Raw genomic sequence first — 25,750 nt, forward strand, 5'->3', positions numbered from 1 at the left:
ACTAGCAAAAATGGTAACACACGGCCCTTGGGCAAGCAAACGGGCCGCCACAGGCAGCAAAAAGCAAATTCCAAACTCCAATCCGCCGTGGCGGACAAAATCCAAATAAAGTCCAAATTCCAAACAATTCCCAGAACAGAAATCAGAACCTCATCTGCCCGATTACGTTGTCCTTTTTATTTTTGTTTCCCAAACGAGCATAGCTTTCTATAATGCCTTCCGGAATGACATCCCGTGTGCATTTGCGCTTTCGCGCCCTTTCTTGCTTTTGGATCTGGATCGCCCTCTTAGCCGGGTGGGGGTCGCCCCACCTGGCCCGGGTATGCTGGGCACAGATGATTGGCACAACGCCCAACACGTCAACCCCTGCGGGAGAAGAGGGTGACAAAACGCTTCAGTTCCTGACGCGGCTGGGGGAGCGGCTCACCTCCCAGGAATTGAACATGAAGAAGATCTCGTGTGACGAACAGGTTGCGGTTGAAAGAAGCCGGGAAAAGGGTCAACCGGCGTCAGTCAGAAATCAAAAATTTATTGTGAAGGCCGAGATAAAGCAGCACGGAGAATTTTCAATCGACACCAGCCTGGTGGAGGAGCACTCGCCGGTTGAATCCGGTGATCCGTCCGCCCACCCCGGCGATCGCGAACAGGCCGTCGATGCCTCCTTTCTTGTCCGCGACAGCCTCAGTGCGGCGCCGGAGTTCCTGGGATTGAGTCACCGTGAGATTTATTCTCAACGGTTTCTCGGAAAAGAGCCGTTGGACGGACGAGAGGCGTTCACCGTCGCGTTTCAAACTGTCAAACAGCTCGAGAGCCGGAGAATTACCCTTGCCGGCCGGTCAGTCCCCATGCGAATCGCCGGCCGGGTATGGCTCGATGCCGCGACTGGAATGCTCCTGCGCCTCGAGGTTCAACAAACCAAACTGCCGAAAGGCATCCGCGAATTTTCTTACGATGTCCGCTACGCGCTGGCCCCGGCGCAATCCGCCGCCCCCATCCTCCCCGCGACCGTTCACTTCAGACGTGTTCAAGATGGCGAAACCCTCGTCACCACGCAGACCTTTTCAAACTGCCGGGTCAATTGAAATCGAATCCTTCTCATCTCCGGCGCGATCAGGGGTTGCGCCGCGACTCCTTTTGATCCGTTGGCGGCGCCGTTGAAATCCTAGACAATTTGACATCCCCTCCCTATAATCAGGGTTTCGGCATGCGCGATGGACCAGCTCTGGGTGCAGGTTCTCTTCGGAGGGCCACGCGCAGGAAATCGCGGGATTCAGCCCCCCTTGCGGCGCAAGGGGCGTTTCGTTTATGGAGCTTCCCCATTGGAAAAAGTGCTGGAACTGAAAAAGACGGTGCACCTCCCGAAAACCCCATTTTCGATGAAGGCGAACCTTGCCCAGACAGAGCCCCTGCGTTTAAAGGAATGGGAAGAAACCCGGCTCTACGAGAGGATCCGCGCCGCACGAAAAGGGCGGCCGACCTTTGTCCTGCACGACGGCCCTCCTTACGCCAACGGGCACATCCACCTCGGGACCGCGCTCACTAAGATCATCAAGGACGTCGTCGTGAAATCGCGGACGATGATGGGATTTGACGCCGCCTACCTGCCCGGGTGGGACTGCCACGGCCTGCCTATTGAAACCCGTTTGCTTCAAGAGTATGGGCCCAAGCTCAAGCAAACCAGCACGGTTGAATTCCGCCAGGCCTGCCGGAAATACGCGGAAAAGTTCATCGATATCCAGCGGACCGAGTTCAAGCGGCTGGGGGTGCTCGGGGAATGGGATCATCCCTACAGCTCGATGTCGAATGAGTATCAATCCACCATCGTGAGGAACTTTGCCAAGTTCGTGGAGGAAGGCTTTGTTTACAAGGGGCTGCGGCCGGTCCACTGGTGCATCTATGACGAAACCGCGTTGGCGGAGGCTGAGGTTGAGTATGCCGACCATGCTTCCCCGTCTGTCTACGTGAAGTTCCCGCTCAAAAGTGACCCCGCCTTGATCTCCCCGACGCTGCGAGGCCGGACCGTTTCTGTGGTGATCTGGACGACCACCCCGTGGACCCTTCCGGCGAACATGGCTATTGCTGTCCACCGCGACTTTGAGTATGTCGCAGTTGACCCTGCCGCTGTGCCGGGAAGTTCCTCCGGAGAGGTTTTCATCCTCGCCGAGGCGCTGCTTCCCTCAGTAGCCGAAAAGGTAGGCTGGAAGGAGCCGAGAACCCTCGCAAAGTTCCGGGGTGAAAAACTCGACCATCTCGTCGCGCGCCATCCCTGGATCGACCGCGATTCGATACTGCTGCTGGCCGAACATGTGACGCTCGAAACCGGGACGGGCGCCGTGCACACCGCTCCCGGGCACGGGGAGGAGGACTTCCTGCTGGGCGTGGCCAACCACCTCGAGGTGTACAATCCGGTCGATTCCGTCGGCCGCTTCGACGAAACGGTGGAGCATTTCGCGGGGCAGCAGGTGTTCGAGGCAAACGCCCACATCGTGGAGTTCATGAAGACGCACGGCGTGCTGCTGGCCGAGGAAAAGATTACACACAGCTATCCTCACTGCTGGCGCTGCCATAATCCGGTCATTTTCCGCTCCACCCCCCAGTGGTTCATCCGGATGGATCATCCGATTCAGGGCCTCTCGCTCCGCGACCGCGCCCTGAAGGCCATTCAAGGGGTGAAATGGTATCCCTCCTGGGGCGAAGAACGCATCACCAACATGATCGCCAATCGGCCCGACTGGTGTATCTCGCGCCAGCGCAAGTGGGGCGTTCCGATCGTGGCGTTCTATTGTGGAGGGTGTGACGAAATCCTGATTGACCCGAAAGTGATTCGCCACGTTGCAGAGATCTTTTTGAAGGAAAATGCGGACGCCTGGTATGGACGCGAAGCGAAAGAGTTATTGCCACCCGGCACCCGGTGCCCCCGATGCTCGGGTTCGGACTTTCGCAAGGAAAGCGACATCCTTGACGTGTGGTTCGATTCAGGATCTTCTCATGAAGCCGTGCTGGGCCACCGCCCGGATCTCCCCTGGCCCTCTGATATTTACGCCGAGGGCAGCGATCAGTACCGCGGCTGGTTTCATTCGTCCCTGCTGATCGGCATCGGAACTCATCAAGCCAGCCCGTTCCGCGAGGTGCTCACCACCGGTTGGATGCTCGACGCCGAAGGCCGGACGATGCACAAGTCACTCGGCAACAGCATCGAACCGGATGAGGTCGTCAAGGAGTATGGCGCCGAAATGCTCCGGCTGTGGTTTACTTCGGTCGATGCCCGCGAGGACATTCGATTTTCGTTGGAGGCCGTCTCGCGGCTTGCGGAGAACTACCGGAAAGTCCGGAACACCTTCCGGTATTTCCTGGGCAACCTTTCCGATTTCAATCCGGCCACTGACGCCGTGCCCACTGAGAAGATGGAGGAAGTGGATCAGTGGGTGCTCTCGCGGGCGGCCGAAATCTGTGAGCAGGTCAGGGCGTGGTATGCGACCTATGACTTCCACAAGATTTATCATGAAACGTTTGTCTTTTTCACGGTGGACCTCAGCGCGTTTTACCTCGACATCCTCAAGGACCGCCTGTACACGTCGGCCGCCCGCTCGTTGAAGCGTCGCTCCGCGCAGACCGCCCTGTACCGGTTGGCGGACGCGCTGGCCCGGCTGCTCGCCCCCATTTTGAGTTTCACGTGCGAAGAAATCTGGCAGCACATTCCACGCGGAGACTCGAACACCCGGGACAGTGTTCACCTGCAACTTCTGCCAAGCCGCGAAGAGCTCGTGGGCGGAATCCCCCCGGAGGCCGTGACGCGGCTCAAAAACTGGGAGATGCTGCACGCGCTGCGGGACGATGTGTTGAAATCCCTGGAAGCGGCGCGGCAGTCCAAGTTCATTGGGAACTCCCTGGAAGCAAAGGTCGTGATCATTGCTCCGGACGCCAAGATGAAGGTCCTGGCGGAATACAAAAACTTTCTCCGGACCCTCTTCATCGTCTCGCAGGTTTCCCTGCGCAGTCATGATGAGGCGCCCTTGTCGTCCTTCAATGTGGATGACATCCAGATCGCCGTGGAGAAGGCGGAAGGAGCAAAATGCGAGCGATGCTGGAATTATTCTGTGGCTGTCGGGCAGTCGTCCAAGTACCCCACGGTGTGTGAACGGTGCGTGGAAGCCCTCGACGAAATGGGCTATTGATGCGTTTCCTTTACCTCTTGGTCTCGCTCCTGGTCTTCGTGCTGGACCGCTGGTCGAAGGTCCGGGTGGTCGAACAGGTTTCCCTGGGCGAATCGATCCCGATCATCCGGAATTTCATTCATCTGACTCACAGCCAGAATCCCGGAATTGCTTTCGGACTGTTCGGCCTCAACCCTTCGCCGCTTCAGAACTGGATCCTGATCGGGCTTTCGCTGGTGGCCATTGGAGTGGTCGCCACCCTGGCATGGCGCTATCCGGCTGAGAAGGCGGGGTTGCAGATCGCCTTTGCGCTGATCCTCGGCGGGGCGGCTGGCAACCTGTGGGACCGGATTTTCGACGGGCAGGTCACCGACTTTATCGATGTTTTTGTCCACGATCACCATTGGCCGGTCTTCAACGTCGCCGACAGTGCCATTACCGTCGGCGTGGTGGGGTTGGCGATTGCGCTGTTCTTCTTTGATAAGCACGAAGGCGGTGAAAAAGCGCGCGAGCTGGGAAGGCAGGCTCACCACCCCTGACTGTCCTGGGTTGAGGGGTGCATTCCCTCTGTTCCGGCGGGAATCCGCTCATCACCCAGTCGTTTGAAGGACCTGCGGGGGGGAAAAGGACGATTTGCCGCACCGCCCCGCGGCGCCGTTCGGTGACTGAGCCAACTCGAACGCGTTTCAATGAATCTATCCAACCAGACGGGCGAAGATTGAGCCCTGTCGAAAGCCGGGTCATGTTTCCGATTCTACTGAAGATTGGCAGCCTCACAATTCACACCTACGGGTTTCTTCTCTCCGTGGCGTTTATTGTGGGGTTGTACACCGCCGCCCGCTTCGGTGCGAAGGAAGGGCTCGACAAGAACAAGATAATTGACCTCGGTCTGCTGATTGCGTTTTCCGCACTTCTTGGAGCCAAGGCATTCCTGATCCTCGAGGACTGGTCGTATTACACCGCGCATCCCAGGGAGATTTTTTCACTCGCCTTCCTCCATGCGGGCGGCGTGTTCTACGGGGGATTTCTGTTGGCGGTGGCGGCCGCATTACTTTATCTGGCCCGGCAGCGACTGCGCATCCTGCCGGTGACCGATGCTTTCGCCCCGGGGATCGTGCTGGGCCATGCCATCGGTCGCCTTGGGTGCTTCAGTGCGGGCTGCTGCTGGGGCAAACCGACGCATCTCCCGTGGGCCGTCACCTTCACGAACCCTTACAGCAACGAGGTGGTCGGAGTCCCTTTGAACATCCCGCTGCATCCGACTCAACTGTATGAAGCCGCCGCCAATGTTTGCATCTTCCTGTTTCTGTGGTGGCGTTTCCGGCACAAGAAATTCGACGGCCAGATTTTTTCCCTCTATCTCCTCTGCTATTCCGTGTGGCGCTTCGTGGTGGAGTTCTGGCGCGCCCACGAGGAAACGGGATTGATGTGGGGAGGTGCGATCTCCACCGCTCAATTCATTTCCGTTCTTTGCGCCCTTGCCGCACTGCTGCTTTACTTCTTCCAACACAAGAAGGTCTATGCCCGATCCCATGTTTCAGTACTGCGTGGATGAGGCGGCCGCAGGACAACGGCTCGATAAATTCCTGGCCCTGCAGCTTCCTCATTTGTCGCGCACCAAGGTCAAGGAGGCCATCGACTCCGGCGGCGCCTTGGTGAACGGGGCGGTGGCCAAGCCGTCCCTGACCCTGAAGCCGGAAGACCGCATCTCTTTTCGCCTGGAGGTCAGGAAAGCGGGCGAGGAATCGATGCCCGAGGACCTGCCGCTGGAAATTCTTTATGAAGACGAATTTCTGGCGGTGATCGAAAAGCCGGCAGGCATGGTCGTTCATGCCGGCGCCGGGGTGCGATCGGGAACCCTCGTGAACGCGCTGCGCTTCCATCTTCGGTCGCTGAGTCAGGCCCCGGATGGCATCCGCCCGGGCATCGTCCACCGTCTCGATAAGCTGACTTCCGGCATCATGGTGGTCGCCAAAACGGATGCCGCGCACGCCGCCCTCTCCGAGCAATTCCGGGTGCGGCGAGTTGAGAAAAAGTACCTTGCGCTGGTGCACGGCCGCCTTCCAAGGCGGACGGGAGAAATTGCATTGCCTCTGGCGCGCGACCGGGTTCATCGCACACGGATGACGACGCGGCGGCAGCAGGGGCGGGAGGCGTTGACGCGTTATCGCGTTCTCCGTGAATTTGAGAAATATTCCTTGCTCGAAGTGGAAATCAAAACGGGCCGCACGCACCAGATCCGGGCACATCTCTCGGCCATCGGACATCCCGTGGTCGGCGACCGGACTTATGGCGCGCCGCACCAGATCTGGTGGCCCGGCCAGTCCACGACAACGCCCACGCTCGACCGCCATTTTCTCCATGCCGCCCACCTGGGTTTCGAACATCCCGCGGATCGGCGCCGCATGAGTTTTGACTCGCCGTTGCCACCCTTGCTGGCCGATTTTCTCGCGGCCTGTGAAAAGAGTACGGCCCCGGTCTCTGCTGTCGGTTGACAGGCTAATTTTGGGACGACTATAATCGGGTCCATTCTTAAAATACCCATTTCCATGAAGGGAAAGCCGGGAGAAATGATGACAAGGCGAGCAAGGATCCTATCGGCCATGATGCTGGGATGTCTGGGCGGGGTGATGATCCACTTCGTGTCCTCTGCGGCGGCGTCCCCTCAGGGAAAGGATCAGCCTTCGACGGTCATCAAGATTCCGGTCGACTACGTCTCGGTTTTGTTTACCGTCACCGACCGGAAGAACCATTACGTCACCAACTTGAAACAAAATGATTTCAAAGTGTATGAGGATGACAGGCCGCAGAATATTCTCATCTTCCGGAGTGAGACGGACCTGCCGTTGAAGATTGCCCTGCTGGTGGATGCCAGCGCCTCCATCACCGGAAAGTTGAAATTCGAGCAGGAGGCCGCCATCGAATTCCTTCAGTCGATCCTACGCAAGGGCAGAGATGAAGCCCTGCTCGTCACGTTTGATTCGGGCGTCGAGCTGGTGCAGGATTTCACGGACGACATTGACCTCCTCTCAAAAGGCATCCACAAGATCCGCGCGGGCGGCGGGACGGCCCTTTACGATGCCATCTACCGCACCTGCCAGGAAAAGCTGCTGACCCAGAAGGGCAATTACCGGAAGGTGATTATTGTGATTACGGACGGGGATGATAATCAGAGCAAGATTCAATCCCTCAACGAAGTCGTCGAAATGGCACAACGCGCCGAAGCCTCTGTCTATACCATCAGCACCAACGCCAGCGGCTTCGCGTTGTCGATCAAGGACAACTCGCGCAAGTACGACAAAATCCTCAAGGAGCTGTCGGAGCAATCCGGCGGACGCGCCTTCTTTCCTTTTAAGGCCCAGGACCTCTCGCAATCTTTCGAAGACATTGGCCGCGAGCTGCGCAGCCAGTACAACCTCGCCTATACCTCCACGAATGGCGTGCGGGATGGAAAGTTCCGCGCCATCCGCATTACGGCCGAACAGAAGAACCTGCATGTCCGCGCACGGCGGGGGTATTTCGCCCCCTCCGACCGAAGCAGCTAGATAGCGCGCTCTCGAATTTATATCTGTGCCTTTGCTCTGCTTTCCCCTACCACCTATCATCTATTACCTAAAACCTGCCTTTTCCGCCGGGTGCCGCAGACATGCGTTCTTTGCATGTCTGCGATCAAGACTCGCGCAGTCCTGCGGGCCATGAAATGCTCCCCCCCGCTATTCCTATCACCTACTACCTAACGCCTCCATTGAGGGGACAGTGCACGGGGACTGACCTTCCGAATTATGGATGGTCAATAAGTTGTAGAAGTTCGCCTTGTGATCTCAATAATATCAATGACTCTCCGGACTGGATCGACATCAAAAAAGATCCGGTAGTTTCCTACCCGCCGCCGCCAAGAGTTTGGCTCGCCCTTCAAGCGGGCAATATCACCCATGAACGGGTTGATCCCCATGGATTCAAGGGCGGCACAGATGCGTTCTTGATCTCTAGCGGGAATTTTTCCGAGGCTTTTTTGCGCGCGCTGTGCGATTTTGAGTCGCCAATTCATGCTTGAGTTGTTCCAAGGTTACGTACTGTCCCTTCTGGATCTCCGCCCGGCCCCGGCGAATCGCAGCCAATTCGCGCTTGCTGGGAGTTTCAATGGGGAATCGGCTGTAAAAGGTTCGCAAGTAAGTGCGCAAAGCCTCCCGCATCAGTTCGGAGCGAGTGCGGTTCTCAGCCAGCCGGACCCGCTCAAATTCCTCCAGCATGGCGGGAGGCAACGAAATTGTCATGGTTTGAGTGGTTCTCATAGGGGAGTGTTCATTAATGATTCAATTTCTCACTAAGTTCCGTGAGTATTACTGAGTAAGACTTAATGTTATTCAATTCCCAAGGCCTTGTCAAGGCAGTATGGGGATGACTTTTCCTCTGTTGTTCTTGCTTGCCAACGATGCCATCAAGGAGCCGGCATCTCACTGCGATCGAATATTGATCTGGCGAATCCAAGTCATCTGCACGTTTCAAGAGACGCGGGTGCCGCAGACCCGTGTTCTTTGCATGTCTGCATTTAAGAGTCACGCGGTCGCACTGCCCGTGAAATCCCCGACCCGCTTTTCCTATCACCTATCACCCATCACCTAAAACCTATCCCCCCCGACACTTCCTTTTTCTCCTGACTTTGTGAAATTAGGTACTGCTCCGAACTTAGCCTCGATCTGAGCAACAGCCCGTGGAACTCTGACCCCAAGCTGTGTTAGTATGCTCTTGTCTTCGTATCCTTCCTTTACAGGTCTGGCATTGACAAGGATTCGGTGACCGGATCGGTGCACTGTGGCCTTGACCCTTTTCCTTTGAAGCTATCTTCTCCGTCAGAGAGCAAATCCCTTATAATTTTTTACATCTGCACGAAGGAATTTCGCGGGTCATTGAAGGGATAATCTAGATTAAACGTGCCGAAATGAGGGGATAACGTAGCTGGTAATATTGAGCATTTCGCCCAGCTCAGCTGACCCCAGAGCAACGTTTATGAGGCGGATCCATAGGATTCGCCCAGGAAGGACTCCATGTCCCAGTTGGCTGATTTTCAGAAGCGATCCACACCAGAGGCCGCCGCTGACCCAAGCGAGCTACAAAACTTTCCCCCTCTCGGACCGGCGCTCAAGGTTCTCATGGTTTGGCCGCGCTTCCCGTCCTCGTTCTGGAGCTTTGACGGGATAATGGACCTTGTTCCCATAAAGACCGACCAGCCGCCGCTTGGTTTACTCACTGTAGCGGCGCTCTGTCCAAAGGACTGGACGCTCAGGCTGATCGACCGAAGCTTTGAGGACCTGCTCGACAAGGACATCGCTTGGGCCGACCTCGTCATGGTCAGTGGCATGCGCGTCCAGAAAGATGACATTCGCGAAACCCTGCTCAGGGCCCGGACTCTTGGCAAGCGGACGATGGTCGGGGGGCCCTTTGCGAGCAGTGAACCGGAACTCCTGCTTTCACTGGCGGACCATGTCGTTGTCGGCGAGCCCGATGAGATTTTCCACGAGATCGCCGCCGACGTTGAGCGCGGCTCCGCCAAACGGCTTTACGATATCAAGGACAAGCCGGATATCAGCAAGACGCCGGCCCCTCGATTCAATCTGCTCAAAATCGAGAACTATGCCTCCATGGCAGTTCAATTCTCCCGCGGCTGTCCCTTCCAATGCGAATTCTGCGACATCATCACCATTTACGGTAGGAAGCCCCGAACGAAGCCCTCCAGCCAGTTGCTGGCCGAGCTCGATGCGTTGTATGAACTCGGCTGGCGCGACCAGGTCTTTATCGTCGACGACAATTTTATCGGGAACCACAAACTGGCTCTCGAACTGGCCCTCAAGCTGGGAGAATGGCAGGAATCTCATGGGTATCCCCTCTTGCTATACACCGAGGCATCGATCGATCTCGCTCAGCGGCCCGAACTGATCGAAGCCATGGTGAAGGCCAACTTCTTTTATGTGTTCATCGGGATCGAGAGTCCTTCCCCGGAGTCCCTGACGGAGGTCAAGAAATTTCAAAATCTGCGACGCGATCCTCTCGAGAGCATTCGCTTCATCCAGAGCGAAGGGCTTTGGGTGACGGCGGGATTCATTATCGGTTTCGATTCCGATACCGAGGATATCTTTGAACAGCAAAGAGACTTCATTGAGTGCGCCGCCATCCCCTGGGCCATGGCCGGGTTCTTGCAGGCGCCTCCTACGACTCCGCTTTTTGATCGAATGCTGAAAGAAGGCCGATTGCTCATGGAGAGCACCGCGACGAGCAACTTCGATCCCCCCAATTTTAGAACGCTTCTCCCGTTGCCTGTTTTGGTGGAGGGGTACCGCAACCTCCTCGTCTCCCTGTACAACCCGTCCGCGTTTTACAATCGGGCTTATCGTTCGCTTCTGTACTGGAACGCCCGCAAGTCGCAGAAACCGCCGGAAATTCCGCTTCTGGTGACGCTTGGAATCATTGTTCGCTCAATCGTCCACCAGGGCATCCTCTCCTCCTATCGGAAAGCCTACTGGAAGTTCCTGTTGCGCCTCCTCGTCCGCTGGCCGCTCAACCCGCCGAAGTTCAGCCTGGGATTTGCGATGCTGCTCTCTGGCCACCACTTCATTCGTTATGCAAAGAACCTGGTGGTCCAACTGGACGCCGAACTCGGTAAACTTCGAACCGAAGAAGCAACCCCCGGGATTTCGCTTGAAGACGGTTGCCAGGATTCGTTCGCTTAACGAGCCACTCGATCCGGTGTCGGCAAGGGCCTGAAGCGGGTTGGATCAATGCAGTCGGTCAAGATTCTACAGGCCGGAATCGAGCAACGGCCCATCGAGACTTGGCCGTGGCAAACAGATCATTCAGCGGCCATCTACGGGTGCCGCAGACATGCGTTCTTTGCATGTCTGCGATTGAGAGTCCTGCGGTCTCGTGCCACATGAGAGACCGTCTCCGCTTTTCCTATCACCAATCCCCTATTACCTAAAACCTATCACCCTGACACCTGACACCCGGCACCCGACACCTTTATATTCGGTTCTTGAACTTTGATCTGCTTTTCCCTATCACCTATCCCCTATTACCTATCCCCTAATAAGCCTCCTTGAAGCTCAACTCTCGATCTGAGACAATGCTCCCCTCCTGGCGTCAATACTAAAGATCGTCTCTAATTCACGTGGAGGCTCGACAATGGCTAAGTGGACTTTTGAACCCGGACATACCGCAGCCGAATTCCATGCTCGGCACATGATGGTGACCTATGTCCGCGGACACTTCAAGGATGTGCACGGATCACTAGAATTTGATCCCGAAAATCCGCGGGTAGCTTCTGTCGAAGCCACAATAGACGCCAAAGGAATCTGGACGGGAGAGCCAGCGCGGGATGCCCATCTGCGCAGCGGGGACTTTCTTGATGTGGACCACTATCCCCACATCACTTTCAAAAGCAGTCAAATTGCGCTGGTCGGCGATCACGATTACATCGTCACGGGGGATCTGACCATCCGTGGAGTGACTCATAAAGCCACCCTGAATGTTCGTTATTTAGGTCAGTGGAAAACACCCTGGTGGGAAGATGGCGTGGACAAAGGGCCGAAGACGCGTGCGGGTTTTGTTGCAGAAACCACCATCAATCGCCATGACTTTGGTGTAAGCTGGACCAGCATGTTGGACCGAGGGGGTATCGTCGTAGGAAATGAGGTCCACATCACCATTGATGCCGAGGCAATACTGGAAAGTTAATGATTAATGTAAGGGAAAATGAAGCCATCCGGGCCAGACCGGGATCCAGAACCAACCGGAGGCATTTTGGCGAATGTCCTTTTGTCCCGATGTGCCCCCAAGAAGTCTTCTTGACCCGAATTCTGCCGATGCCAGTGGGTCGTGAGCCGCTCTGCTGAGGCGATGGTTTGCTTTGGTAGCCCCGCCGGGCGTCTTGTGCCCGGCGGGGGCTTTTGCCAGCGGATTTCTACCAGTTAGACCCCACGAACCCAAAGAAGTCGCTTGCTGGTCTCAAATCTCCAATCCCAGATCAATATCCTCTTCGACCACCTCCCTGAAAAGCCCGCGGTCATAATCCGCTCTGACAGCCCCGCTCCCTTTCAATCCCCCCGACGGGAGTTGGGGGACGATTCAATTACCGCCTACCGGGACCTCTCCCTCATTCTGTCTCAATCCTCCCGACGGCAGCCGGGAGATGATTCAGGTACAACCTCCAAAACAAAACCGCCGACCTTTTTGAAGTAGCTTCGTGGCCCTATTGCCGGGGATCAGGACATTTTTCCAAGTCAACCGCAGGCAAGCAGGGGGAATGGTCAGTCCCCGCTTTAGCGACACGCGGGATTTGAATGATCCACCAGCTGCCGTTGGTGGCATTCTCAAGTCGGACCTGGTCTGTCGGTAGGCTGAACCTGAATAATCCACTCCGCCGGGGCGGACCGGTGGTGGGATTACAATCCTCGCATGATGGGCGATTAGCGGCCTAATTTAAAGGAAAGTGGATGGGTCGCCGGGGTGCCGCAGGCATGTGTTCTGTGCATGCCTGCGTCTGCCAGAGTCCTGAAGACCGCCGCTGGGCGGAGCAGCGCCTTCAGGGACCGTTCTTCGCTGACATGAAAAAAACACATGTCCGCGGCACCCGCTGTTTTCTTGGATTGGAATTTGGAAAGGGCTGACCCGGGGTGTTTTCGTTGCCGCAGTGGTCTTTTTCGTGAGTGTGGCAGGGCTATAGATATCTTCTAAACCGCAAACAAAAGCCCCCCCCGCAAAAAACCGCGGGGAGGCTACCAAAGCTCGCTTTGATTGGGTTTTGGAATTTGGTTTTCATTTGGAATTTGGCGGTTTGGAATTTGCTTCTCAAGTTGAGCCCCCCAAACCTCCTGTGCTATCTTCTCTTCGCAACATCGGTCGGCGAACGCGTGTTTCCTCTGCACGGACCGGTACCATTCCCCTTGTCGGCCCATACCCATCAAACACTCGGTGAGGGGTACTTCTTTCCATCTCATTGGTTGAGTGTCAGTAATTCACCAATGGAGTTGTGCCCGGTAGCCTCAAGACCATGACACCCGAAGAAAAAGCCCGCGAGATCATCGACAAGCTGCCGGCAGATGCGGCGGGGCATTTCAAGATAAAGAAAACGTAAATCTCTGCGCCTCTCGCGGTGTTGCTGTGCGCGAAGCAAAGAAGCAGTCATGAAGGCGCCTGAAGTGAAAGCTCGGTTGGAAAACCCTATACATCATTTTTGATGTTGACCAAGCATGGAATTCAGCGTAGGGTTTTATGTATCCACTTCCGGAAACTGCCCCGTCCGGGATTTCCTGGAAGGTTTGAAAGCGCGTGATCCTGAGGATTTTGCAGCTGTGTTGGCTGGATTGGATAAGCTCCGTAACCGCGTCAACCATCGGCCGCCCCTGTCGAAGCCCCTGGGAGACGGTCTGTTCGAGTTGCGGCACGTGGGGAAGCTGAACACTCGGGTGATTTATTTTTTCACGAAGGGCCGGCGTATCGTAGTGGTCCATGGCATTCGCAACAAAAGGCAAGAAATTGCGATGCGGGACCGGGCCGTCGCGTTTGCGCGTATGCGCGACTGGCTGTCGAGACAGTAAACCATGAAAAAAACCAATTTCGATATCTATCTGGAAAGGCAGTTGAAAGACCGGGGGTTTGCCGAGCGCTTCCGCAGGGCAGGGGAAGCCTGGGACGTCGCCCTCCAGATTGCCTCACTTCGGAAAGGGGCCGGATTGTCACAGAAAGATCTGGCAAAGCGATTGAGGACGTCGCAGCAGCAAATCAGTCGGTTGGAGTCGCCATGCTACGAGGGACACTCGCTCAGCATGCTGCGGCGCGTTGCCACTGCACTGAGCGCCGAGCTACACGTGATTTTGAAGGCGACCGAGCCTCCGGCGGCCTTGGCAGTAGCAGAAGCGCGCGCCAGTTACGCACGACGGAGAAAGCGATCCAAGGGAATTTGATCGGAGCAGGTAGTGTCTTGTCTTGAGACTGTGAGGATTGGTGGTTTGGAATTTGGAAATCTATTTTGAATTTGGTTTTTTATTTGGAATTTGGATATTGGAATTTGCTTTTCCTTTGTGACTCCCATGAATGATGACTTGACACGAATTCTGGAGAGCAAACGCGCCTTGCGACGAAAGCTTGCTTCCCTCCCCGTGGCCGAAAAGCTGCGGATGCTCGATGACCTTCGCCAATGCACACTCATCCTTCGGCTGTTTCGTGGAGATCAAACTTTCCACCCTGGCCCACAGCTTGGACTCCTGACCCCTCAGATTGTCCAAGTGCTGTTCCCTGGCGAGGGCTGCCTCATGTTCGCGGCGAGCCTTCTCTATGGCGCGTTTGTCGGCCTCGAGTCGGCTTCTCTCCTCAAAGCAGGCCTTGGCCGATTGAAGAAGAGCGCCCACGGTTCTGCGGGGTGGTTGATCCATGAGGGCCCCCGACGAACGCTCTCGGATGAACCGCAGGAGGATTGCGGAGACCGCGGAATGATCCCCGTTCACGATCAGGGACGCGATGACTTCGTCCTTTTCCCGGGCAGGAAGGCGGGCTACCCACTCCGTGACTTCTTTCGGATGATACTCGGCTTTCCTTAACTGCGGGCTTGACTGGGCGGCGACGTCCAACAGGTCACGATCAATTCGCAGGAATTCGGCCAATGCCTCTGCCGTGGCGCTGAGTTCTCCGAGCCCCCTCGGCACGGGTGGCTCCAATTCCTCGTCATCTACTTCCCTGTTCTGGACGCAAAGCAGCCAACCCAGGTAGAGCGCCCGCAGGTCACCGCGGGCCAATTCGGCGCGCACCGCAAACAAAGCCGAGGAAGGCTCTTCCTCATCATCCCATTCGCCTCCTTCGTCGTCGGATACGAAGGAAAGGATAACTCGACCGGCCTTCTGACGAACGAATGCGCTGTCTCCAACGCAGTATTGTTGTGCGGTCTCGGGATCGAGGAGCTTGGAAGGCAGGCGCAGTTTGAGGATGTGCGTGCGCCAGTTGGCGAAGTAGAGGAACGCGTCGAAGTACTTCTCCATCCAGGCTTCTGGGTCGCCCTTGAAGTCTCCCCAATGGTATTCGTTGACGAAGCTGGTCCGGGAGATGCGAGCGCGGGTGGAATAGCATCGCAGTTTCTCCATTTCCTCGTCGCTGAGCGGCCGGTCAATGGCTTGGAATTCGTAATATTGATACTCGCTCATGAGGGTTGCCCTTCCGGTGTTTGTGACAGCCCAGGAGTGTACGAGGGTGTTAACGCAAAAACGACCCACCCCTGGGGATCAATAGATGAGTCAGCAATCCGGCGGTGTCAAGAGACCATTGTTCGTTTTGTGAAACTCTGAAGGGGTTTCGGGATCATCATCGCATTACGTAACCCCTTCAGGTTGAGACCTGCATGGAAATGAACACTGACCCAGGGTAGCCCCGAAGGTCGGGGCAACCTTGGGCTGTAGTATATAACCCCTTCGGGGTAGGGTGGCGCTTTCATTCTTGACCCTTTCATTGTTCTTACTCCACTCAACTTTGTCGCCCGCAGATAAGTATGTTATTGTTTCGGCGAACATTGGAGCCACCGAGGACGCGCGCGATGAGAGTCAAAATATGTGGAATCCGAGACCTCCAGGAGGCACGCCTGGCCCTGTCTTATGGCGCGGACGCCCTCGGATTCCTGGTTGGTCTCAGCTATCGCACTGAAGACGAACTCGAATTGCAAACAGCGCAGGACCTCATTTCAAAAACTCCCCCGTTTGTATCGACGGTCCTTGTGACGCACCAGGTGGATCTGGAATGGGTTGCTCGAGCATGCCAGCAGAGCGGATGCAGCATTGTGCAGTTGCACGGCGATTTTGCTTTGGCGCAAATTCCGGACCTGCGTCACATGGTTCCCAACGTGCGGATCATCAAGGCTGTCAATGTTGTGGACGAAAGCGCGATCACACGCGCCGTGGCGGCGGCACAGCAGGCAGATGCCGTCTTGCTAGACTCCCGCACAGCTACACGGATCGGCGGGACCGGACACACCCACGACTGGACGATCAGCGCCCGTATCGTAAAGGCTGTCGAAAAGCCTGTTATCCTGGCGGGAGGACTGAACCCGGAGAACGTCGGGAAGGCCATTGAGGTGGTTCATCCCTTTGCCGTGGATGTCAACAGCGGTGTCGAGTTTCCCGATGGCTCGAAATCCCCCCAGAAGATCGAGGACTTTATCCACATGGCGAAGAAGACCGCAACAAACGTGGGGATTCAGCCGTCATTGGAAGGTTGATTGAATGTTTAGCGCCTTCTCCTTCGGCAAAATCATCAAGACAATTCTACCCGGCGCCATCCTCACCGTGGCGCTACTGCTTCTTGCCGAGGGCGCCTGGGGACTTTTGCGGCCGGGGACCGGATTTTTACTCTGGAAAGTGCCCAAAGACTGGATCACGCCCGTGACCGCAGCGCTGATTCCATTGAGCCTGATTCTGGGGTTCTCCCTAAACACCTTTGCATGGATGACTTTGAATCGCCACATGCGTGCCCGCAGCGATGCCATGCTTCGGAATACGGTCTTTGCTGCCATGCGCAAGAAACTTTCCGAAGGGTTATGGGCGGATTCCTCGGAGTATTTTGAAAAGGTCGGCCGTCCGTTCGAAAAGGAATTGTATCCGGACAGGCCACCCTTGGAGTACTACTACCTGCCGCTGGTTTCCATTACGAATCTGAATTATTTATGGGAGAGCTATTTTTGCTGGTATGAGTTTGATATCAATACGGCCTGCGCTCTCATGGTCTCCGCCTTGGCAGCAGGATTCCTGCTCTCGGTGAAGCTCCGGCCGTCTGCTTATCTGCTTTGTGGGGTGGTCCTGCTTTTGGTGGTCGGCTGCGCCTTGTGCCTCGTGTTGACCCGTGCCGCGGTCAAGAACCTCGTTTCTTATGAGAGAAACCTGGTCCTGCTGATCACATCATCTTTGGCGAAAGCCGCGAAGAACGCTCAATCCCCGCCCACCAGTGACACGGTTGCCTGACGGCCCCGCTTTGATTGATAAAATTCTCGGGTCAGGCTTCCGCAATTACACAATAACTGCCGATCGGTCACAAAAGCTCTGGTGCGGGGAGGCGGGTGGATCGTTCTATTGGTGTTTTATCTGGCGGGGGAGTGCTGCGGCCTCACCATGAAAGAGTTGCGCGAGGCAGCGCGGCGGTTTCAGCAGCAAATGGAGAGGAATGCGGACTTGGCGGCCCGCTTCGCCCAAGCTGTCTCCACTTTGTGGAATGTGGACGGGCTGTTGCCGAAATCGAATCGCTGGGTCGGGGGACCCGGCCTACAACGCAAGATCATGGGCTTAAGTTGTAGGCCCCCCCGATGAGTCATCGGGGCCTCACTGGGTGCACACGAGTTTGAGCAACAGCCCGTGCAAGCCTGACCCTAATTTTCATGAGCCAGTGGTAGGTAATGTAGGGGAAGACTCTCTCTGCTGGGAAATGACTGGGAAATGTACTGGAAATGAAACGTGTCTTGTGGAGAGAATGTTTTTGTCCTCAGCCGCGCTAAGTACTTTATTTTAAGATAGAAAGAATAAATGTGCATTGGTGTTGACTTGGAAATGAAATTGTTTATATCCTGTATTCGATGATTCGTTACGAAATTCCAAGGCAATGGATTGCATATGACCGTGCGGCCCTCGTGACCGAGCTTGCAACGGCAAAGGCAGCCGTGCTTGCCTTGACCGCCATTCCGTTTCAAAGAAGCTGGGCTGAACAGCTCCAAGTCATCCAACTCAAGCGTGAGGTCGCCGGAACTTCCCGAATTGAAGGAGCGGAATTCACTGAGAAAGAACTGGATGAGGCGTTGAAACAAACGCCACAGCAACTCCACACGCGTTCACAGCGGCAAGCCGCCGCAGCGGTTGCGACGTATCGATGGATTGCCAAGCTGCAAAATGACCGCCCCATGGATGCGGAACTCATCTGTGAGATGCATCGCAGAATCATCACGGGGGCCGATGACGATCATTGTCCGCCCGGAAAACTACGGGGTCGGGACGAGAATGTAAATTTTGGAACCCCCAGACATCGAGGCGCAGAAGGTGGCAGTGAGTGTGAATCGGCATTCAGGGAATTCTGTCAAGCCGTGCAACACGAGTTTCGCGACCATGATCCGTTGATACAAGCCTTGGCGCTCCATTATCATTTTGCAGCGATGCATCCGTTTTTGGATGGCAATGGCCGCACCGCGCGCGCCCTGGAGGCGCTGATGCTGCAACGGGCAGGGCTGAGGGACACACTCTTTATCGCCATGTCCAATTATTACTACGAAGAAAAGAACAGCTACTTGTCGGCGCTCGCTGCCGTCCGGGCCGACGGGCACGATCTTACGGTGTTTTTGAAATTCGGTTTGCGCGGGATTGAATCTCAGTGCCAGCGGCTGATGAGGGAAATCAGAACTCACGTCCAAAAGGCGCTATTCCGTAACATGATGTTTGATTTGTTTAGACGACTCCGGACACCCCGTAGACGCGTCATGGCGGAACGGCATTTGGAGATACTCAAATTGCTGTTGGACTCCGAGTCTCTCACGCCGAGTGAATTGACGGCCAAGACTTCGTCGGTTTATCAATCGCTGGCCAATCCTGGCAAGGCACTTATCAGAGATTTGAATTATCTGATCCGTTTGGGAGCGGCAGAAGTAAAAAGGGGTGACGATAATCGCATTCACATCTCCGCTCATCTCGAATGGCCCACTGAAATCACTGAGACAGAATTCTTCGATCGCGTCAGGCACATGCCCAAGGCAAGAACGCATAGCTTTTTGGATTAGCCCTGCCCAACCACCCGAAACGAACTATCCAGAAAGATAACAGCATGGTGCCAGGCTTCAATAATCAATAAGTATAACGATGGCGCCACCTCCGGTGGTACCATCCACGCTTCCACTGAAGACGTAGAAGCCAGACAGGCCTTCGTGCGACGGGTATCCTCATGAATGATCAAGGACAATTGATCGCTGGACGATATCGGCTGCTGAGCCTTCTCGGGGAGGGGGCTTACAGCTCCGCCCATCTGGCCCAGGATACTGCCTTGAGCCGGCAGGTTATCATAAAAATTGCTACTCAACTGGATGAAACAGGCGCGGCAAAACTTCAAAAAGAGGCAGCGGCCTTGTCGAGAATTCGGCATCCCCGAGTTGCTCAAATTCTGGATTCCGGCCGCCTGGATGATGGCCGCTGCTACCTGGTCCTCGACTGGATCGAAGGGGACCCCCTCGATAAGATTCTTGTCAGGGGGACGCTGACTCTCCCGCAGGCACTCACTTTACTCCGGGCCATCACCGAGGCTCTTGCCGCAGCCCATGCCGTAGGAATCATCCACCGCGATATCAAACCCTCGAACGTCATCGTACCCGCTGGAACAGATGGACCGGCCTTCTCAGAAGCGTGTCTTGTGGATTTTGGGGCACTGGGGGAGTTGATGCGTCCCTCAGGAGGTCAGGCCCTGACACAAACGGGGCAGTTTTATGGCACTCCAACCTATATGTCGCCTGAGCAATTGCGCGCTCAACCGCAATCAGCGGCCACGGATGTCTACGGCCTGGGCGTGCTGCTTTATGAAATGCTCATTGGATATCCCCCTTTCAACCCAAAGACACAGGACACATTCGCGTTCCTGGTCAAAATCATGAATGAAGAAGTGTCCATTCCGGCGGAGAAACACATTCCCACCGAGGTGAGTTTGTTTTTGATTCGTTGCCTCAGTAAGAATCCAAGCAAAAGGCCACAGTCAGCCGCAGAAGTTCTTAGAGAAATCGAAGGCCTTCTTCAAACCAGTGGGATACCGCCGGTTGACATTGAACCACCGAGAGAAGGCCGTCCCGGTACGAGCGAAACGAGCAGCCGAAATTGGCCTGGTGTGCTTTTGGTTATCGGCATATTAATCGGGGCGCTGGGTGCTGTTGTCCTAGGATGGATGAATCGGGGAAAGTTGTCTGCCGGCTATGGGATCCTTGCCGGATTATTGATTGGATTGGGAGGACTGGCCCTCAGCTTCTTTGTCCGCAAGTCTCTTGAGCAGCGACGGCCCGAGGTAGAGCGACAGGCTACTCGAGTGCTGCTGGGAACAAAGGTCCGGAACATTCTGAGCGCCAGCCTTGCCCTGGACGTTGAGGACCTCATTTCAAAATGCCGTCGAATCGATGAAAAGATCCTGGGAGAAACGATCGTCAAGATGGTTCGAGAATACGAATCAGCCAAAGAATCAAAGGACAAACAATCCGCCCTGATGAATGTCGCTCAACTCCTCGAGAAGCTGATGCCTCGCTTATCACCCTGGTACATCCGCCATGAAAAACTCATCGCTTTTCTCATTTCCTTCGTCGGGATTGTTTCAGGACTCGTCACCGCAGCGGTCAGCCTCGCCAAGATCATCAAGGCTCCCTGACTCCGAGGGAGAGTCCCGAATTCTCTTTCTGGCCGTTCGATGGCTGGGAGATCCCAGAGGACCGATCTCTGGTGGCGGAAGTGTACCCGTCGCTTTGGATGCGGCGTTTTCCGACCGAAGATCGCAACAAAGATCAACAGGCCGCCTATGCGGTGTCGGCATGGCTGCTCCGTGCCGACCCAGATGGCTCTTTGCAGCAATTCCTCAAACCTCCGCTTAAACCGGTGGAATGCGCCGTAGCCCAAATCGAGGGTTGGATTCTGGGTGTGCTTTGAAAACAAGCGAATTCGAGAAAGGAGATGAATCCAGTGGGGGCCCCCGCCCCACAAGATTCATGAAATTCTCTATCTACCCCCCCCCCCCCCACACGGGGGTGGGTCCCTTTTCGATGATCACTGGCCCTTCAGGTGGGTCCTTTTTACATTATCAAAATCACCTTTCCGTGTTCGTGGGCATCCACAAGGATTTCAGACCCTGGGCTGTTGAAGAAATCCCTTTCAGGGATTTGGCTCATTCAGAATGATAGACCATTAACTTAGTGCCACTCGGTATTGTCCCTAACTATTACAAAGGCCTGCCTTACTGTACTTAGCCCTTCTCATGTGCGCTGGGAGGATCCTCTTCCAACCCTCAATTCAAAGCACTTGACTCACGGCTAAAACTGTATATCCATGAATATTCACATACTGAAATATTTTTGTTGCAATTAGATGTGAAATTAATCACAATGCTACGAGAGTCACGGAGGAGGCCAGGTGTTGTGAAGATCATATCCCATCGAACAGTCGGCCGGCTTATCCTCTACTCGCGCGCCTTGAAAGATCTCACCGAACAGAATCAAACACATGTGCATTCCCACGACCTGGCCAGCCGGGCACGAGTGACCGCCGCCCAGGTGCGCCGAGACCTCATGGTTCTCGGGTACACGGGTACTCCCGCTCATGGTTACGAAGTTCGAAAACTCAGTGAGCATATTGAGAGCTTCGCGTTCCCTCCCACGGAGCAGCGGGTCGCTTTGGCTGGCGTGGGCAACATCGGGAGGGCCCTGTTGAAATACTTCTCCGGCCGCCAGCACGCCCTGACGATCGCGGCCTCGTTTGAAAAGAACCCCGAAAAGTACGACCGGCTGATCGGAGGATGTCCCTGCTACTCGATCGAGAAAGCAGAGAAGGTCATTCGTGACCTGGGGATCACGGTGGGAATCATCGCCGTCCCTGCGGAGGAGGCACAGTTTGTTACCAACCTGTTTGTGGCTTCGGGGATCCGCGGAATCCTGAATTTTGCCCGCAAGCCGCTTCAGGTTCCTCTTCATGTCTATGTGGAGGACATTGATTTTGCCCTCTCCATGGACAAAGTCGCTTATTTCGCACGCCAGTCGCTCAAGTCAGACTGAGGATCTTTAGACCAAGGAGAACATCGCATGAGTGCCGTCGAGTCTGTTTTGGAAAAGCATCCCCGGGCAGGACGTGATGCCCTGATTCCCATCCTCCAGGAAGTGCAGGAGGAACAGGGGTACTTGTCGCGAGAGGCGATCGCCTGCATCAGCAAGCATCTCAAACTGCCTACCACCAAGATCTACGGGGTGGCGACCTTCTACAACCAATTCCGATTTCAGCCCAAGGGAAAGTTCCACTTCATGGTCTGCCGCGGCACCGCCTGCCATGTCAAGGGATCGGCCCGGGGGCTTGAAATGGCGCAGAAATACTTGAAATTGAAGCCGGGGCAAACCTCTCGAGACCTGCTCTTCAGCCTGGAGGTGGTCGCCTGCATGGGGGCCTGTGGCCTCTCGCCGGTGGTGAACTTGAATGGCGAGTTTTATGCCAAGGTGACCCCTCAGAAGCTCGTCAAGATCATCCATGAATGTCGAGACAGGGAGAACAGGAATGAGCGCTAATTCGGGAGATGTCACGATGAACGCACCGGGTAAGTGCTGGACTGATTTCACAGAACTCTCAAACGATCTAATGGGAGCACTGAACGCAGCGCCCTTTGCCGACGCTTGCGCCAAGGGGCCTCAGGAGTTGGCCGCTACGCTCTCCGCGTTGCGACGCGAGGTCGTCTCCAGCCCGGTCATTTTCGTGGGGGCGGGAACCTGTGGGTTAGGGGCGGGCGCGGGCAAGACCCTGGCCTCCATCCGCGAGTTCCTCGGTCAAAGCAAACTCACCGCTGAGGTGGTCGAGGTCGGGTGCAATGGGATGTGTTCCGATGAGCCCATAGTGGATATTCAGCTCCCCGGTCGCCCCCGAGTGAGCTTCGGCGGGGTCACGGCGGAGAAGGTGCGGCATTTGCTCGGGGCGATGCTCAAGGAGGGCCGAGTCCCGATGGAGCCGGTTTTGGGCCAGTACCGGGCTGCTTCCACTCAACCCTGGGAGGGAGTGCCCTTTCTCGATGAGCATCCGTTCTTGAAGCGGCAGGTCCGGGTGGTGCTGGCGTCGAGTGGGATTATCGATCCCGGAAACATCGCCGAGTACATCGCCCGCGGCGGCTACTCGGCAGCCGCCAAGGTATTGCGCATGCAGACTCCAGACCAGGTGTGTGACCTGGTCGAACGAAGCGGCCTTCGGGGGCGCGGCGGGGGGGGCTTCCCCACCGGAAAGAAATGGAAATTCGCCCGAGGCGCAGCTGCTGACCAGAAATACCTCATCTGCAATGCCGACGAAGGCGATCCCGGGGCGTTCATGGACAGGGCCGTTTGCGAAAGCGATCCGCATCGGCTGTTGGAGGGCATATTGATCGCGGCCTACGCCATTGGTGCGACCAAGGCCTATATCTACATCCGCGCAGAGTACCCGCTGGCGGTCAAGCGTCTCACGGCGGCCATCGCCCAGGCGCGCGCTCACGGGCTACTCGGCCAGGACATTTTGAAGAGTGGTGTGGATCTGGACATCCGGCTCAAGATGGGGGCCGGAGCATTTGTTTGTGGAGAAGAGACGGCGCTGATCCACTCCATCGAGGGCAAGCGTGGGATGCCCCGGCCGCGGCCGCCCTTTCCTGCGGTCCAGGGCCTGTTTGGCAAGCCCACGGTCATCAACAATGTTGAGACGCTGGCGAATCTGGCGCTCATTTTGGATCGGGGCGCCGATTGGTACGCCGCGATGGGAACCCAGGGCAGCAAGGGGACGAAGGTATTCGCGCTGTCGGGCATGGTCAGGCGGACCGGGCTGGTGGAAATCCCCATGGGCACGCCGTTGCGGGAGGTTGTCTTCGACATCGGAGGGGGCATTCCCAACCACAAGCGCTGTAAGGCGGTGCAGATTGGCGGTCCTTCAGGCGGGTGCGTGCCTGAGTCGCACCTGGACATTCCGACGGACTACGAAGCGTTGAAGAATTTTGGCACCATCATGGGCTCAGGGGGACTGGTGGTCGTCGATGAGTCTACGTGCATGGTCGATTTCGCCAAGTTTTTCATGGAATTCATTCAGAGCGAGAGTTGTGGAAAGTGTATTCCTTGTCGGGAAGGCACGCGCCGCATGCTTGAAATTCTCGAGGCGGTGACGCGACCTCGGCATAAAGAAGAGGACTTGGACGCCCTTCTGCGTATGCAGGGGATCATGCATCTCCAGAAGCTGGGTGAAACCATCAAGGCGACCAGCTTGTGCGGGCTCGGCCAGACGGCTGCGAATCCCGTACTGAGCACGCTCAAATGGTTCCGGGACGAGTATGAAGCCCATGTCTACGAGCGCCGCTGCCCATCGGGATCGTGCAAAGAGCTGGTCGGTGCACCGTGTCAGAGCGGATGTCCTGCTGGGACGGAGGTGTGGCGCTACGTGGCGCACATCGCTCGCGGAGAGTATGTCGAGGCCTACCGGACCATCCGGGAAGCCAATCCTTTCCCGTCCGCATGCGCGCGTGTTTGTGACCATCCGTGTGAATCCGTGTGCCGTGCGGGCGCCACGGGAGGACAGCCGATATCCATCCGGGCGCTCAAGCGTTTTGTGGTGGATACGGTGGATCCTGCCGACGGGAGATCAATCCCGGCAGTTCGATCTGACGCCGCCCGGATTGCCATCATCGGAGCCGGGCCGGCGGGCCTGACCGCGGCAAACTCCCTCTCACTGCTCGGGCATTATGTGACGGTGTTTGAACGCGAAGCGCATGCGGGGGGGATGTTAACGTCGGCGATTCCGGCTTATCGTTTGCCTCGCGAGGTGCTCAACAAAGAGATTGCAGCCTTAATGAATGATCACATCGAGATGCGCTATGGCCAGGCCCTGGGACGCGATTTCACCCTCGACAAGCTGTTTGAAGACGGTTTCAAGGCTGTCTTTGTGGCGACCGGTTCTCATCGCAGCAAGAAACTTGGATTGCCGGGTGAGGAAGCCGCGGGGATTCTGCCGGGGATAGGATTCCTCAAGGCGTACAACTTGCAGAACAAGTCGCTGGCCCAGGGACACGTGGGGATCGTCGGCGGTGGAAATTCCGCCATTGATGCGGCTCGTGCGGCCATCCGTCAATCGGGGGTGGAAAGCGTCACGGTCTACTATCGCCGGTCGCGTCAGGAAATGCCCGCCTATCCCTATGAGATCGAGAGCGGCATCGAGGAAGGCATCGTGATCGAGGAATTGGTGGCCCCCGTGGCCGTTCACACCAAGGACGGGCGTTTGACGGGCATGCGGTTCGTTCGCAACAAGCTCGGTGAACGCGACGATTCGGGCCGTCAGAGCCCGGTGGCTGTCCCGGGCACTGAATTCGATGTCAAGCTCGACACCCTGATCGTTGCGATCAGCGAGGAGCCGGAAAGGGCCGGACTCGAGGGGGTGGGCAAGTCTTCCCGGGGACCGGTTGCCATCAACACCGAGTCGTACACCACGGACCGGCCGGGGGTGTTCGCCGGCGGAGACATTGTGAGCGGTCCCAACACGGTGATTGCCGCCATCGCTGCAGGCAAACACGCGGCAACGATGATCGACCGCTATGTGACCGGCAAAGTGATGAAGGTAATTCTCAAGGTGAAGCTGCCCACGGTGTACGTGGAGCCGGTCGGCACCGGCGATGATGACGGCGCTGAGATTTTTCGGCTGGAGGTCCCCATGCGGCCCGTGGCTCAGCGCAAGAGATGCTTTGCTGAAGTGGAGATGTGTCCAGCCGAAAAAGACGTGTTGGTGGAAGCACGCCGCTGTTTGCGCTGCGACCTGGACTTTACTCAGCCGAATTGACCCCGGCCCCCGGCTGCGCGTTGGCCGGCAACTCCGGGCGCA

General features: G+C 56.4%; 22 protein-coding genes. 18 read left to right on the forward strand and 4 right to left on the reverse strand.

The features are described 5' to 3' along the window. Positions 1–224: 224 nt before the first annotated feature. From LAO21_02740 to LAO21_02765, 6 genes are all read left to right on the forward strand, one after another. A complete protein-coding gene (locus LAO21_02740) occupies positions 225–1,082 on the forward strand; it encodes a hypothetical protein (protein ID MBZ5551610.1) in 858 nt (285 codons plus the stop codon). Between the two features lie 129 nt (positions 1,083–1,211). After that, a complete protein-coding gene (gene ileS / locus LAO21_02745; GenBank protein MBZ5551611.1) occupies positions 1,212–4,175 on the forward strand; it encodes an isoleucine--tRNA ligase in 2,964 nt (987 codons plus the stop codon). Next, positions 4,175–4,693, forward strand: a complete 519-nt coding sequence (lspA, locus tag LAO21_02750; protein MBZ5551612.1) for a signal peptidase II — start codon at positions 4,175–4,177, stop codon at positions 4,691–4,693. The genes ileS and lspA overlap by 1 nt, the downstream gene beginning before the upstream one ends. A gap of 203 nt (positions 4,694–4,896) precedes the next feature. Continuing rightward, positions 4,897–5,709, forward strand: coding sequence for a prolipoprotein diacylglyceryl transferase (gene lgt, locus LAO21_02755; GenBank protein MBZ5551613.1), 813 nt, complete (start codon positions 4,897–4,899; stop codon positions 5,707–5,709). Next, positions 5,687–6,649: an RluA family pseudouridine synthase gene (locus LAO21_02760; protein ID MBZ5551614.1), complete on the forward strand. Its 963-nt coding sequence runs from the start codon at positions 5,687–5,689 to the stop codon at positions 6,647–6,649. Before lgt ends, LAO21_02760 begins: the two co-directional genes overlap by 23 nt. Before the next feature lie 78 nt (positions 6,650–6,727). After that, the gene (locus LAO21_02765; protein MBZ5551615.1) at positions 6,728–7,699 is read left to right on the forward strand and encodes a VWA domain-containing protein; all 972 of its coding nucleotides are present in this window, start codon (positions 6,728–6,730) and stop codon (positions 7,697–7,699) included. 245 nt (positions 7,700–7,944) lie between these two features. Here LAO21_02765 and LAO21_02770 read toward each other — a convergent pair whose 3' ends face one another. Together LAO21_02770 and LAO21_02775 are read right to left on the reverse strand one after the other, a co-directional pair. After that, a complete protein-coding gene (locus LAO21_02770) occupies positions 7,945–8,202 on the reverse strand; it encodes a type II toxin-antitoxin system RelE/ParE family toxin (protein MBZ5551616.1) in 258 nt (85 codons plus the stop codon). Continuing rightward, the gene (locus LAO21_02775; protein MBZ5551617.1) at positions 8,141–8,446 is read right to left on the reverse strand and encodes a ribbon-helix-helix domain-containing protein; all 306 of its coding nucleotides are present in this window, start codon (positions 8,444–8,446) and stop codon (positions 8,141–8,143) included. Before LAO21_02775 ends, LAO21_02770 begins: the two co-directional genes overlap by 62 nt. 753 nt (positions 8,447–9,199) lie before the next feature. Between LAO21_02775 and LAO21_02780 the strand changes: the two genes are divergently transcribed. Both LAO21_02780 and LAO21_02785 read left to right on the forward strand, forming a co-directional pair. Beyond that, positions 9,200–10,879: a B12-binding domain-containing radical SAM protein gene (locus LAO21_02780; protein ID MBZ5551618.1), complete on the forward strand. Its 1,680-nt coding sequence runs from the start codon at positions 9,200–9,202 to the stop codon at positions 10,877–10,879. 451 nt (positions 10,880–11,330) lie between these two features. Further along, on the forward strand, positions 11,331–11,882 hold the full coding sequence (locus LAO21_02785) for a YceI family protein (protein MBZ5551619.1): 552 nt from the start codon (positions 11,331–11,333) through the stop codon (positions 11,880–11,882). Positions 11,883–13,140: 1,258 nt separating this feature from the next. On the opposite strand, the gene LAO21_02790 is transcribed toward LAO21_02785, so the two are convergent. Next, positions 13,141–13,332, reverse strand: coding sequence for a hypothetical protein (locus LAO21_02790; GenBank protein ID MBZ5551620.1), 192 nt, complete (start codon positions 13,330–13,332; stop codon positions 13,141–13,143). A gap of 64 nt (positions 13,333–13,396) precedes the next feature. Here LAO21_02790 and LAO21_02795 point away from each other — a divergent pair, with 64 nt between their 5' ends. Then, positions 13,397–13,744 carry a type II toxin-antitoxin system RelE/ParE family toxin gene (locus tag LAO21_02795; GenBank protein ID MBZ5551621.1) on the forward strand — a complete coding sequence of 116 codons (348 nt, stop codon included), beginning with the start codon at positions 13,397–13,399 and terminating at the stop codon, positions 13,742–13,744. A gap of 3 nt (positions 13,745–13,747) precedes the next feature. Continuing rightward, positions 13,748–14,110 (forward strand): helix-turn-helix domain-containing protein, encoded by a 363-nt coding sequence (locus LAO21_02800; GenBank protein ID MBZ5551622.1) that lies wholly within the window; start codon positions 13,748–13,750, stop codon positions 14,108–14,110. Between the two features lie 60 nt (positions 14,111–14,170). On the opposite strand, the gene LAO21_02805 is transcribed toward LAO21_02800, so the two are convergent. Next, positions 14,171–15,340 (reverse strand): hypothetical protein, encoded by a 1,170-nt coding sequence (locus tag LAO21_02805; protein ID MBZ5551623.1) that lies wholly within the window; start codon positions 15,338–15,340, stop codon positions 14,171–14,173. Positions 15,341–15,726: 386 nt separating this feature from the next. On the opposite strand from LAO21_02805, the gene LAO21_02810 reads away from it, so the two are divergent. The 8 genes from LAO21_02810 (at position 15,727) to LAO21_02845 (ending at position 25,708) form a co-directional block, all read left to right on the forward strand. Continuing rightward, on the forward strand, positions 15,727–16,404 hold the full coding sequence (locus LAO21_02810) for a phosphoribosylanthranilate isomerase (GenBank protein ID MBZ5551624.1): 678 nt from the start codon (positions 15,727–15,729) through the stop codon (positions 16,402–16,404). A gap of 4 nt (positions 16,405–16,408) precedes the next feature. Then, a complete protein-coding gene (locus LAO21_02815; protein MBZ5551625.1) occupies positions 16,409–17,143 on the forward strand; it encodes a hypothetical protein in 735 nt (244 codons plus the stop codon). Between the two features lie 605 nt (positions 17,144–17,748). Further along, on the forward strand, positions 17,749–18,936 hold the full coding sequence (locus tag LAO21_02820) for a Fic family protein (protein ID MBZ5551626.1): 1,188 nt from the start codon (positions 17,749–17,751) through the stop codon (positions 18,934–18,936). Between the two features lie 161 nt (positions 18,937–19,097). Continuing rightward, on the forward strand, positions 19,098–20,552 hold the full coding sequence (locus LAO21_02825) for a serine/threonine protein kinase (GenBank protein ID MBZ5551627.1): 1,455 nt from the start codon (positions 19,098–19,100) through the stop codon (positions 20,550–20,552). 80 nt (positions 20,553–20,632) lie between these two features. After that, positions 20,633–20,827 (forward strand): hypothetical protein, encoded by a 195-nt coding sequence (locus LAO21_02830; GenBank protein MBZ5551628.1) that lies wholly within the window; start codon positions 20,633–20,635, stop codon positions 20,825–20,827. A gap of 485 nt (positions 20,828–21,312) precedes the next feature. After that, entirely contained in the window at positions 21,313–21,945 is a 633-nt protein-coding gene (locus LAO21_02835) for a redox-sensing transcriptional repressor Rex (GenBank protein MBZ5551629.1), read from the forward strand. A 27-nt stretch (positions 21,946–21,972) separates the two neighbouring features. After that, positions 21,973–22,446 (forward strand): NAD(P)H-dependent oxidoreductase subunit E, encoded by a 474-nt coding sequence (locus LAO21_02840; GenBank protein ID MBZ5551630.1) that lies wholly within the window; start codon positions 21,973–21,975, stop codon positions 22,444–22,446. Further along, a complete protein-coding gene (locus LAO21_02845; GenBank protein ID MBZ5551631.1) occupies positions 22,436–25,708 on the forward strand; it encodes an FAD-dependent oxidoreductase in 3,273 nt (1,090 codons plus the stop codon). The genes LAO21_02840 and LAO21_02845 overlap by 11 nt, the downstream gene beginning before the upstream one ends. The last annotated feature ends 42 nt before the right edge of the window (positions 25,709–25,750 follow it).

This window comes from Terriglobia bacterium (assembly GCA_020073085.1).
In the GTDB taxonomy this organism is placed as follows: domain Bacteria; phylum Acidobacteriota; class Terriglobia; order JAIQFV01; family JAIQFV01; genus JAIQFV01.